The sequence below is a fragment of the Domibacillus sp. genome (genome assembly GCF_031181085.1).
In the GTDB taxonomy this organism is placed as follows: Bacteria; Bacillota; Bacilli; order Bacillales; family Domibacillaceae; genus Domibacillus.
On record NZ_JAPSLE010000003.1, the window covers coordinates 284,625 to 296,843 of the forward strand.

Here is a 12,219-nt window from a genome sequence, read left to right on the forward strand (position 1 = left end):
GAGCTGATCTTATAAAGATCAGCTCTCATCATTAAAATACTTGTTCAACTTCTACAACGCCAGGAACTTCTTCGAGCAATGCGCGCTCAATTCCTGCTTTGAGTGTAATGGTAGAACTAGGGCAGCTGCCGCACGCGCCAAGCAGACGAAGTTTTACGATCCCGTCTTCAATATCAACGAGTTCGCAGTCGCCGCCGTCGCGAAGCAGGAATGGACGTAATTTATCAAGTACTTCCTGTACTTCACTGAACATTTGTTGTTCTTGTGCTTGCATGAATCATCGGCTCCTTTCGATTCGATACATATATTATAATGATTTTAAATTGAAAATGCAATTTCTCCTTTAGGGAAAGAGAAAAAGGATGTTTTATTCTCAGAACTGCTGTATGGAATGAAAAAGTGTTTATAAAAGATTGTCAGGGCAATAGAACACTATACGCATAAATAAGGAGAGGATTATCTTGAAAGAATGGAAAATGTACATAAACGGTGAATGGGTAACAGCGGATGAACAAATTCAAGTCGTGAATCCGGCAACAGGCGAAACCTTTGCATCCGTACCAAAAGGCGGCGCTGTAGAGGCGGAGCGGGCTGTAGATGCAGCTTATGAAGCATTTCGCACGTGGTCCCAAAAAACGGCCGGTGAGCGATCCGAATTATTACGAAATTGGCATCGCCTGATTGACGAGCATAAAGAAGAAATTGGCCGGATTATGACGGAGGAGCAGGGAAAGCCGCTTCAGGAAGCCATTGGCGAAGTGAATTATGCGAACAGCTTCATATTATGGTATGCAGAAGAAGGAAAGCGGGTGTACGGAGAAACAATTCCCGCCTCCGATCCGAAAAAGCGCTTGTTTGTTTCACGCCAGCCAGTAGGCGTTGTCGCGGCCATTACACCATGGAATTTCCCGGCAGCCATGATTACACGCAAAGTCGGACCAGCACTGGCATCCGGCTGTACGGCTGTAGTAAAGCCGGCTTCTTCCACTCCTCTTACAGCGCTGAAGCTTGTTGAACTCGCTCACGAAGCGGGTATTCCAAAAGGGGTGCTGAATGTTGTAACCGGTGATTCAAAATCAGTGGCTGGCTCCTGGATGGAAGACAGCCGTGTGCGCAAAGTGACTTTTACAGGTTCAACGGAAATCGGCAAAGTGCTCATGAAGCAGGCAGCAGATACAATGAAAAAAGTATCGCTTGAGCTTGGCGGCCATGCGCCATTTATTGTTACAGCCAATGCAGATATCCAAAAAGCAGCCACAGGCTTGATCGGCTCAAAATTTCGTAACGCCGGCCAAACCTGTGTGTGCGCCAACCGTGTATACGTTCATGAATCCATTGAGCAGGAATTTACGGAGGCGTTCAAAGCAGAAGTGGCGAAATTACGTGTCGGAAATGGAATGGAAGAGGGCATAACGATTGGCCCGCTTATTGATGCGGATGCAGTCGAAAAAGTACAAAACCAGTTAAAAGATGCGAAAGAAAAAGGGGCAGTCGTTGAAATGGGCGGTGAAGCAGACGGAAACTTTATTACGCCTGCTGTTCTAACGAACGTGACAGATGAGATGGAATGTATGGTTGAGGAAACATTCGGTCCGCTGGCACCGATTGCCACGTACCGTACAACCGAAGAAGTGATAGAGCGCGCGAACAACACACCATTTGGCCTGGCGGCTTATGTGTTCTCGGAAAATATTTCAGAAGCCATTGCGATAAGCGAAGGGCTGGAATATGGCATTGTCGGATTGAATGACGGACTTCCATCTGTGGCTCAGGCACCATTTGGAGGCTTTAAAGAGAGCGGGCTTGGACGCGAGGGCGGCCATCACGGCATGGAAGAATTTTTAGAAGTTAAATATATTTCGCTTGGATTGTAAAAGCAAAAAAAACCGGCTGAAGGAGCCGGTTTTTTTATTATCCGTTATGATATTTGTACATCCATAAAACGCCTGATTTCAAGAAGCGGGCAACACGTCCAGTAATAGCCCGGTCCGCTACAAAACCAAAGCCCTGTTTTTTGCCAAGAGAACCAAGTACGCCTTTAAGTTTCATTTCCGGCATTTTTTCCGGAAGCGGCTCGTTTCTCCAACGCTTTTGAAGCACATCGACAATCTGTTCTGCTTGTTCTTCCGCAAGCTGTGCGCTCGGTGCATGAGGAAGGCTTGCGCAGTCTCCCACTACATAAACATGTTCATTGCCGGGCAGGTTATGGTGAGGCGTCAATACAACGCGGTCAGAGCGGTCTTTTTCCACATTCATCTGCCGGACAACAAGGCTCGGCTGAATGCCTGCAGTCCATACAACAGCGTCCATTTGATATTCGTCTTCACGGTTGTAAATACGGTCAGGCTCAACACGCGTAATGTTTGCATCTCTCACTACTTCCACACCGTGGTCGGTAAACCATTTTTCAATGTAACGGCTTAAACGCTGCGGGAAGTCTTTTAAGATACGCGGTCCGCGGTCAAACAATTTAATATCAAGATCCGGACGGCTTTCACGAAGTTCACTCGCCAATTCGATTCCAGAAAGACCTGCACCTACGATACCAACTTTTGAACCAGCCGGCATGTTGTTCAGCTTTTCATACGTGGCACGCGATTTTTGGATGGACTGAATGCTGTATGTATACTCTTCAGCCCCTGGCACGCCGTGATATTTATCCTCACAGCCAAGGCCAATAACAAGGTCGTCGTAAGCAAGAGCGCCTTTTGCTTTTAACTCAACTTCTTTTCGATCTAAGTGAATAGCTGTAATTTCATCGTAAATAATATTTAGTTTTTCATGCTCTGGGAAAGATACACGGACCTCATGATCGGAAGCGGTTCCAGCCGCCAGTGCATAATACTCCGTTTTCAAGCAATGATATGGCACTTTATCAACCAGTGTAATCGTTACGTCATCCGGCAAATGATTGGGCAACAGCCTGAGCAAAACACGCATATTGCCATATCCGCCTCCAAGCAAAACTAAATGTCTCATATGTATGACCCCTCTGCTTCGTATTCATATGTACAGTATTCATTTATTCATATCCGAGTATAACGAAGATAGCCCTATTATTCAACAGACTTCGCGAAACTTCACGCTTTTTTCTGCACGTAAATGATAGTACAATAAAACGGGTGAGGTGAAAGATAAAATGAAGCCAATTATTGAGTTTTGCGTCAGCAACTTAGCAAGCGGTTCGCAGGAAGCATTTGAAAAATTGGAACGGGATCCGAACTTGGATGTGATCGAATATGGCTGCTTAAGCTACTGTACACGCTGCTCGGAATCTCCATTTGCGCTTGTAAATGGAGAAGTTGTCAATGGAGCGACACCTGACGAGCTTGTTTCGAATATATATACACATATTGACCAAACGTGGCTGTTTTAAACATTAAAAAACCGGATGCTGTCCAAGGCAGCCGGTTTTTCTTATGTACACTTTAAGTCGTTTTCATTTGCTCGCGTAATTCATGCCAGCGGTCACGCGCCATTTCCACGATTTGTTTTTCGTTTGACTGGCGCTGCCCTTCAATCACTTTTGAAAAATAGGTAACGGCTTTTTCCATGCGTCCCAGCTTTCGATTCAGTTCACCGAGGAGATAGAGCACTTTAATTTCAGACATTTTCTGTGCTACATCCTCCACAGAAAAAGCTTCCTCATACTCACGGACAGCGATAGACAAAAATCGCTTTTCTTCTTTGTTGCGGCCCATGTCTCGATAGATCCATGCTGTGCGAAGGGCGAGACCTGCCAAAGTTAAATGCTTTTCTTTTTTCAGTACGCCAGAATAAAGAGCGAGCTTATAGCTTTTAATCGCTTTAGCTGGCGACCGCTCACCGCTGAAATCCTGCTCGACCCAATGATCGGATACCGAAGCTTTTAATACTTCTGCTGTTCCTGGTGCAAAATAAGAAGTAAAATCCTCTGTAAATGAATAGCCGCAATGCATACAAACATGCACATTGTAAAAAAGAGGATTTACCTCTCCCGCTTCATAAAGCGGTTTTAAGTCCGTATCCTGGCCAATGACTTTAACAGCACTTTTACGAACTTTCGTTATGCTAAAGGACTGCTGGCAATGAGGACACTTCATCATTTTATGATAAATTAATGGGGCATCAGACATGATAAAACCTCCTTTTTTTCTAAAATAAAGGTCTTTTTACTTATTTTATTATACAGGAATTGGAGGTAAAAAGAATTAATTTGAATAAAAAAATCAATGAGCGGTTCAGTTGAGGATTTGTTCTATTCCTCGTATACTAAAAGAAAATGAAAGGAGCGATTCCTTTGGCGGATCAACAAGTTGTTACAATTACGGAAGCTGCGGCTTTTCAAATAAAAGATATGATGAAGCAAAACGAAGAAGAAGGGTCATTTTTGCGGGTAGCCGTTCATGGTGGCGGATGCAGTGGATTATCATACGGTATGGGTTTTACGCCTGAAGCAGAAGAAGGCGATATGGAACTTCTTCAGCACGGTATCCCGATTGTGGTAGCCAAAAAGGATGCCCCGATTTTGAAGGGAACGATAGTGGACTACAAGCAGTCGCTGATGGGCGGCGGATTTACGATTGATAATCCAAATGCCATCGCGTCCTGCGGCTGCGGATCCTCTTTCCGGACAGCAACAGAAACGGGAACACCGGAAAACTGCTAATAAAAAAGCCTGGCTGTATCTACGGATGCAGCCAGGCTTTTTTATTGGCTTGATTTCTTTTTTCGCGTAAACCAAACCGACACAAGCGGAATGATGACGAAAAACAGAATAAACAAAGCAAAGATTAATTGTAAAAGCCAATAATCATTATACAAGCTGCTGCCTCCTAAAAGCTTTTTACCTTTAATATGGGACAGCAGGAAGATTCTTATACAAAAAGACTTACATAAAAGGAAATAGCATGAATAAAACGGACAATAATAAGGAGGAAATTATTCCTGTTTTTTCTATTTATTAAAGTTTTTTAAATTATCTGTAAAGTCTATATTTTAAAATAAAAAGTAGATTACAATGAAGGTGGTTTTTGTCGAACGATCTATTACATGAAAGAGGAGTTTTTAAATGAGAAAAATTGGACAGGCTTTATTTGCACTTGTACTCGTCATTGGCACATTACTTCCGTTTCATGTTCCAGCGAGCGCCGCATCGATCACGGTGGCGGATGCAATTGCTAATAACTCGGGTACAGCCACCGTCGAAGGCTATATCGTTGGCTACGCACTATCAGGAAGCAGTTATACAACAGATCCTGCACGTTATCAAAATACAAATATTGGTATAGCAGATGAAGCAGGGGAAACAGATCCAGCTAAAATATTACCAGTGCAATTAACAACAAATTTCCGGCAGGGAATTAATTTGAAAGATTATCCAGAAAACCTCGGCAAAAAAGTGCGGGTGACAGGCTCTCTTGAAGCGTATTTTGCAGTTCCTGGCTTAAAATCACCAACGTCGATTGAACTCTTGGATAACGGAACCGAAGAACCAGAAGGGCCTGAGGAGCCGTCAAACCTTAAAAAAGAACCAATTTCCGACGTGCGTCAAAAAGCAGAAAACACGAAGGTGTGGATGTCTGGTACAGTAACGGCTGTTTTCGGAAGCACGGTATATATTCAGGATGAAACCGCCGGTATTGTTTTATATGGTTCCGGTATGAATGTAAAGCTAGGTGATGTAGTAGATGTGAAGGGAAGCATTGATGACTACAATTCTCTTTTAGAGATTAACGTATCATTCGGCAGTGTAACTGTAACCGGCCAGGCCGGTGTACCGGCACCGTTAACCGTAAGGGCTGATCAATTTACAGAAGAAGTGGAAGGGGAGCTTGTTACAATCAACAACGTTTCTGTTTCCAGTTTTTCAGGCGGCAATTACACAGCAAAGGATGAAGAAGGAAATAACTTTCAAATCAGGCCGCAGGATGCATCACTTCTTGCCATAAACACCAAATACGATTCGGTAACAGGGGTTGTCGGCTCTTACAACAACGTTTATCAATTAATTCCGCGTCATGCAGCGGATATTGAACCTGACTCTTCTAAGGCTGGAGCAGTAACGGCCAATCCGGCAGCGGGCGTTGTTAAAGCAGGAACGAGTGTTACATTGTCTTCGCCAACAGAGGGTGCCGACATTCGTTATACGCTGGATGGCTCTCAGCCGACAAAAGAAAGCGTGCTTTATACAGAACCGATCATGATTAATGAAAACAAAACGATTCAAGCAGCAGCATTTAAAGAAGGCTTAAATGACAGTGCTGTTTCCTCTTTTTCATACGTTATAGAAAAAGAAAACATTCGCATCCATGATATTCAAGGAGCTGGACACAGTTCTCCTTATAATGGTTTAGCTGTTGAAGATGTAGAAGGAATCGTGACCCATATCGTTGACAGCAGTAACTTTTACATGCAGAGCATAGAAGTAGATGAGGATGAAAATACGTCAGAAGGTATTCTCGTTTACAAGCGGAGCCACGGGTTGTCGCAAGGAGATCTTGTCTCTGTTGATGGTACGGTAAAAGAATGGGTGCTTGATGGATATGCGGAAAAGCTTCAAACAGATCTCCCCGTAACGGAAATTAGTGCGGGTACTGTCAGTAAAAAAGCATCCGGACAGCCGCTGCCGGCACCGGTTGTGTTGAATAAAGATCGCATGATGCCAATGAAAGTGATTGATAACGACCAATTTGGCATATTCGATCCACAGCAGGACGGCATTGACTTTTTTGAGAGCATGGAAGGCATGCGCGTTCAAGTGAATAATCCGAAAATCATTGCTCCGCAGAGATACGGAGAGGTAGTGGTTGTGCCGGAAAATATAGAAACCAATACAACAGCGGGTGCTCTTCGGATTGAAGCAGACGACTACAACCCAGAACGTATTCATCTTGATTTGGATAATGAAGACTTTGTAGCAAAAACAGGCGACTCATTTGCCGGTCCTGTCACGGGTGTCGTCAGCTACGGCTACAGTAACTTTAAAGTGCTGGCAGACGAAGTGCCTGAAGTGATTGACGGAGGGGTAAAAGCAGAAGAAACAACTCTTACATCAACGAAAGATGGACTAACGATTGCTTCTTACAATCTCGAAAACTTTTCAACGGTTTCAGGCGAAGAGAAAACAAGACGCCTTGCCATGGGAATTGTAAATGGAATGAAGTCGCCGGATATCATTGGTGTAACAGAAGTACAAGACAATGACGGGCCAGCAGATTCTGGTACAACGGACGCATCTCAAAGCGCTGCCGTACTGATTGAAGCTATAAAAGAGCTAGGCGGACCGGCTTATGAGTACACGGATGTGGCGCCAGTCAATAAAGAAGACGGCGGACAGCCGGGCGGTAACATTCGTGTTGGCTTCTTGTACAATCCGGAACGTGTTAGTCTTGCGGAAGGAATAAAAGGAAGCGCGACAGAAGCGGTTGCCTATGTAGATGGGAAATTGACTGCTAATCCTGGCCGGATTGATCCGGAAAATGAAGCGTTTGAAAATAGCCGTAAGCCGCTGGCTGCTCAATTTACATTTAAAGGTGAAAAGGTCATTGTAGTGGCCAATCATTTTAATTCAAAAGGTGGAGATGAGCCGTTATTCGGAAAGAATCAGCCTCCTTATTTAGGAAGTGAAATCCAGCGCAAGCAAATTGCTGCGCTTGTAAATGGCTTTGTTGAAGATGTAAAGTCAGCGGATCCAAATGCGAATCTGGTGCTTTTAGGTGATTTTAACGATTTTGAATTTACCGAGACTCTTTCTATTGTAAAAGGAGATGAGCTGATTAACATGATTGAAAGAGTACCGGCAGAAGAGCGATTCACGTATTCCTATCAAGGAAATGCACAGGTGCTCGACCATATTCTGGTCACGAATAATATGGCTGCTTCTACTGAAGTGGATATTGTGCATACCAATTCACAATTTATGGAGGAGCATGGACGGGCGAGCGACCATGATCCGGTAGTTATCCGGACGACCTTTGCAGAAGATTATCCAGAAGCGGAAATCGTTTATGTGCCGGCGATAGAGAAAAAACAGTTTGTGGCTGCACAGCCGGGGATTCATCTGAAGTTTGATGAAGGTGCCCGTTTTAGCAAAGGCATTATTGTAAAGCATTCAGCTAAACTGCAAGGAGAAGGATTAAAGTATAATACCGTTATCGTTTCCACGCCGAAAAAAGGGCAGGTTATTGATTTGCGCGATGCAGAAGTGAAAGAAGTTCAAATCGATACAAAGCAGGAAGTGGAGATTATAGGGGCTGACAACGTAAAAAAATGGACAGATTTACGGGAAAAGAAAACAAAAAAACCGGCTGCTTCCTAAGCAGTACAACCGCTTGGCCGCTGCCAGGCGGTTTTTTGTGATGAAGCGTCTGCAGCAAAAAAGCCGGCATACCAGGGGCATGCCGGTTTTTTTCTATGTTATAAGGCTTTTAATGCTTCGGAAACTGGGACAGTACCTTTGACAATTTCAAAGATCCGGCCCTCTGTTTGGGGGGCGAGCAGGCTTTGAACGAGTACTTCAGCAACATCAGCCCGTGCAATGGACTCCGTTCGATTCGCAATTTGGGGAGCTGCTTCAATTTTTCCGCTGCCAGCTTCATTTGAAAGGATACCGGGACGAACGATCGTATAAGTAAGACCGCTCTTCATTAAATGAGCATCTGCTTCATGCTTGGCCCGAAGGTAATGCTGCAGAGCTTCAGGCCCTGCATCTGGCCGGTCTGCTCCCATTGAACTGAGCATGACAAAACGCTCAATACCATGTGAAACGGCCAGGTCAATGGCTTTGATTGCTCCGTCACGGTCAACAGCCGTTGTTTTATCGGGGCCGGTTGCTGAACCGGAGCCGGCTGCAAAAATAACCGCGTTCACATCATTCATCGCATAACTAAAGTCCTGCTCCAGGTCGGCCAAAACCGGTCTGGCACCAAGCTGTTCCATGTCTGCCATCTGGTCGGTTTTCCGAACCATTGCTTTAACGTGATGCTGAATATTTTCAGCCAGACTTTGGACAACGAGGCGGCCGGTTGTACCGGCTGCACCGATCACAAGTACATGCATAGTGAACCACCCTTTTTTCCGTTTCCTATTCCTTTACCCGCTATTAAGGGATTAAAACAAGGACGTGCTGTGGAGCGGCTGGACTTTTGCATCCGGATCAATATAAGATTTTGCATTGTTAACGGCCGTCGGCGCCTCTCCAAATCCAGTGGCAATTAGCTTTACTTTACCTGCGTATGTTGCCACATCACCGGCTGCATACACACCTGGGATATTTGTCTCCATACGTGAATTGACCACAATCGAATTTTTCTCAATGTTAAGCCCCCAATTTTTCATCGGGCCAAGTGAAGAAATAAACCCGTAGTTCACAAGGAGGTCATCGATCTCTAGCGATTTCTTTTGGTCGCCTTTCACTTCCTCAAGCGCAAGAGTCTGCCCGTCAAAGGATATAGGAACAAACGGCGTCATAACCTGGACATCTGATTTGTGAAGCAAGTCCACACTGTGTTCGTGGGCGCGAAATTTGTCACGCCGGTGAATAATGGTCACTTCTTTTGCGGTTTTTTCAAGCATCATCGCCCAGTCAACCGCAGAATCACCGCCTCCTAGAACCGCGACGCGACGGCCTGAAAAAGAGGAAAGGTCATTGACAAAATAATGAACGTTGGGCAAAGTATCTGCGCCATCAAGCTCAAGTCGCCGCGGCTGAAAAGCACCGTTGCCCGCGGTAACAATCACCGCTTTGGTTTCATGCTTTCCCTTGTCTGTTCCAAGAACAATGCTGCCGTCTGGATTTTTTTCGAGGGACTGAACGGCCTCCTCCAGACAGAGTTCCACTGGAAAACGATTCATTTGTTCGACAAGCCGGTCAACCAGCTCCTGTGCACGCACTGCCGGAAAAGCAGCTACATCGTAAATAAACTTTTCTGGGTAAAGAGCGGATAACTGTCCGCCCGGCTGCGGCAGGCTTTCGATAATTTTAACAGAAGCACCGCGCATTCCTGCGTAAAAGGCGGCAAACAGGCCGGTAGGACCTGCCCCGATAATCGTAATGTCTTTCACTCATAATCCCCCTTTTTAAAAAGCCATAAGATTGATGTATATGCCATCTTTGCTTTATTATGTCTTATTTTACAAAATTCCATAAGGGAAGTCTCATTTCAAATTTCTTGTCCAAATAACTTGAAAAAAGCAGTCAAAGCGTCTATGATAAAACTAGTTATGCACATTGTTAACATTTTGTGACAAAGTAAGAGGTATTTTTTTATACTCATACGTGAAGATTATCACATTCTTCGCGTGAATATTTTTAGTAGAGGTGGATAAAGATGACAGTGAGAAAGCCGAAAATTGTAGTACTAGGCGCCGGCTATGGCGGTCTTATTACTGTAACACGTCTTCAAAAAGCATTATCTGTAGATGAAGCAAATATTGTGCTCATCAACAAAAATGATTACCACTATGAAACAACATGGCTTCATGAGGCATCAGCGGGCACAATGCACCACGATCGTGTACGCTACGATATCGATGCAGTCATCAACCGCAGCAAAGTAGAATTTATTCGCGCGGAAGTAGAAGATATTAAAACAGATGAAAAGAAAGTCATTTTAGATACAGGCGAAGTAGAGTATGACTACCTTGTGATCGCCCTTGGCGGGGAATCTGAAACATTCGGAATCGAAGGACTAAAAGAACACGCTTTCACCATTTCGAACGTAAACACATCCCGTCAATTGCGTGATCATATTGAATTCCAGTTTGCAACTTATGCAAATGAAGAAGAAAAAAATGATGAGCGTTTAACATTTGTAGTCGGCGGTGCCGGCTTTACAGGTATCGAGTTCCTTGGTGAGCTTGCGAACCGTGTTCCTGAGCTTTGCAAAGAATATGATATTGACTTTTCAAAAGTGCGTATGTACTGCGTAGAAGCAGCACCTATGGTTCTTCCTGGTTTTGACCCTGAGCTTGTTAAATATGCGGTTGCACAGCTTGAGAAAAAAGGTGTTGAGTTCAAAATCGGTACACCGATCAAAGGTGCAACAGCTGACGGCATTATCGTGGCAAAAGGCGAAAACGAAACAGAGGAAATCAAAGCAGGTACAGTTGTTTGGGCAGCAGGTGTCCGCGGCAGCAGTATCATCGAAAAATCAGGCATTGAAAACATGCGTGCACGCGTAAAAGTAACGCCTGAACTTCGCGCTCCTGGCCATGACGAAATCTTTATTTTAGGTGACTGTTCACTTGTGATCAACGAGGAAATCAACCGTCCGTACCCGCCAACGGCGCAAATCGCGATGCAGCAAGGGGAAACGGTTGCGAAAAACCTTGTGAAGTTAGTGAAAGGCGAAGGGAACCTTGAATCCTTCACACCGAACATTAAAGGTACAGTGTGCTCACTTGGCGATAACGATGCAATTGGTGTCGTGTTCGATAAAAAGCTTAAAGGCACAAAAGCTTCATTCATGAAGAAAATGATTGATAACCGCGCACTATTTATGGTCGGCGGCCCTTCACTCGTCTTGAAAAAGGGGAAATTCAACGTCCTGTAAAAAGCAAAAGAGCCTCTTTAAAAGAGGCTCTTTTTTTATGGAAAGAAAGGATGCGTTTGGATGAAAAGGGGAAAGGTATGGCTGGCGGCAGCCGGTCTGGTTATTGACAGCCGCGGGCGCTGGCTTGTTGTGAAAAAAGCATATGGCGGGCTGAAGGGACAGTGGTCCCTGCCGGCCGGATTTGTGGATGCGGGCGAAACAGTAGATGAAGCCGCTGTCCGAGAGGTGCGCGAGGAAACAGGAATTGAAGCATCCGTGTGCGGGGTGGCCGGTATTCGGTCTGGCGTCATTCAACATGATGTCAGTGATACCATGGTCGTTTTTCATATGATGCCGTCAGAAGAAAAAGAGCCGGAAGCATGCGGGAGAGAATTACTCGCTGCGCGCTGGATGGCCGTTTCGGAACTGCAAGAAAGTTCCGATACGTCCGTGCTTTTGTGCCGCATAATTGAATCATTTGAGGCGCCGGGTTTAACTTCTCTCGATATCTCAGATCCAGGTCCGCAGTTTGGCTATACAGCATACCGCTTTTTTGGGTAAGAGGATAAGGGAATAAAAAGAAAGAAAATGGTTATACTAAACCGGGAAAGTTTATTTCCTTTTCAAAAGGAAATACTTCTATAAAGCACTGGATACGCGTCCCCCTCGTATCCAGTGCTTTTTTATGTGGAAAGCAGGATTACTG

General features: G+C 44.8%; 11 protein-coding genes. 6 read left to right on the forward strand and 5 right to left on the reverse strand.

Features of this window, described 5'->3' with window-relative positions; genetic code table 11:
• Positions 1-31 precede the first annotated feature (31 nt).
• Positions 32-274, reverse strand: a complete 243-nt coding sequence (locus RIN81_RS07300) for a NifU family protein (protein ID WP_242234039.1) — start codon at positions 272-274, stop codon at positions 32-34.
• Between the two features lie 202 nt (positions 275-476).
• Here RIN81_RS07300 and RIN81_RS07305 point away from each other — a divergent pair, with 202 nt between their 5' ends.
• On the forward strand, positions 477-1,874 hold the full coding sequence (locus RIN81_RS07305) for an NAD-dependent succinate-semialdehyde dehydrogenase (protein ID WP_309088917.1): 1,398 nt from the start codon (positions 477-479) through the stop codon (positions 1,872-1,874).
• Between the two features lie 37 nt (positions 1,875-1,911).
• On the opposite strand, the gene RIN81_RS07310 is transcribed toward RIN81_RS07305, so the two are convergent.
• Positions 1,912-2,979, reverse strand: a complete 1,068-nt coding sequence (locus RIN81_RS07310; RefSeq protein WP_251269765.1) for an NAD(P)/FAD-dependent oxidoreductase — start codon at positions 2,977-2,979, stop codon at positions 1,912-1,914.
• Between the two features lie 160 nt (positions 2,980-3,139).
• Between RIN81_RS07310 and RIN81_RS07315 the strand changes: the two genes are divergently transcribed.
• The gene (locus tag RIN81_RS07315; protein ID WP_309088818.1) at positions 3,140-3,376 is read left to right on the forward strand and encodes a YuzB family protein; all 237 of its coding nucleotides are present in this window, start codon (positions 3,140-3,142) and stop codon (positions 3,374-3,376) included.
• Positions 3,377-3,428: 52 nt separating this feature from the next.
• Here the strand turns inward: RIN81_RS07315 and RIN81_RS07320 are convergent, their stop codons facing one another.
• Positions 3,429-4,115, reverse strand: a complete 687-nt coding sequence (locus RIN81_RS07320; protein WP_309088820.1) for a DUF2225 domain-containing protein — start codon at positions 4,113-4,115, stop codon at positions 3,429-3,431.
• Positions 4,116-4,261: 146 nt separating this feature from the next.
• On the opposite strand from RIN81_RS07320, the gene RIN81_RS07325 reads away from it, so the two are divergent.
• Positions 4,262-4,648, forward strand: a complete 387-nt coding sequence (locus RIN81_RS07325) for a HesB/IscA family protein (RefSeq protein WP_309088822.1) — start codon at positions 4,262-4,264, stop codon at positions 4,646-4,648.
• A gap of 402 nt (positions 4,649-5,050) precedes the next feature.
• Complete coding sequence (locus RIN81_RS07330) at positions 5,051-8,299, forward strand: DUF6359 domain-containing protein (RefSeq protein ID WP_309088824.1); 3,249 nt, start codon at positions 5,051-5,053, stop codon at positions 8,297-8,299.
• Between the two features lie 98 nt (positions 8,300-8,397).
• On the opposite strand, the gene RIN81_RS07335 is transcribed toward RIN81_RS07330, so the two are convergent.
• Together RIN81_RS07335 and RIN81_RS07340 are read right to left on the reverse strand one after the other, a co-directional pair.
• Positions 8,398-9,039, reverse strand: a complete 642-nt coding sequence (locus tag RIN81_RS07335; protein WP_309088826.1) for an SDR family oxidoreductase — start codon at positions 9,037-9,039, stop codon at positions 8,398-8,400.
• 51 nt (positions 9,040-9,090) lie between these two features.
• Positions 9,091-10,044, reverse strand: coding sequence for an NAD(P)/FAD-dependent oxidoreductase (locus RIN81_RS07340; protein WP_309088828.1), 954 nt, complete (start codon positions 10,042-10,044; stop codon positions 9,091-9,093).
• Between the two features lie 272 nt (positions 10,045-10,316).
• Here RIN81_RS07340 and RIN81_RS07345 point away from each other — a divergent pair, with 272 nt between their 5' ends.
• Both RIN81_RS07345 and RIN81_RS07350 read left to right on the forward strand, forming a co-directional pair.
• Positions 10,317-11,534 (forward strand): NAD(P)/FAD-dependent oxidoreductase, encoded by a 1,218-nt coding sequence (locus RIN81_RS07345; protein WP_242234152.1) that lies wholly within the window; start codon positions 10,317-10,319, stop codon positions 11,532-11,534.
• A 60-nt stretch (positions 11,535-11,594) separates the two neighbouring features.
• Positions 11,595-12,074: an NUDIX domain-containing protein gene (locus tag RIN81_RS07350; protein WP_309088830.1), complete on the forward strand. Its 480-nt coding sequence runs from the start codon at positions 11,595-11,597 to the stop codon at positions 12,072-12,074.
• Positions 12,075-12,219 lie beyond the last annotated feature (145 nt).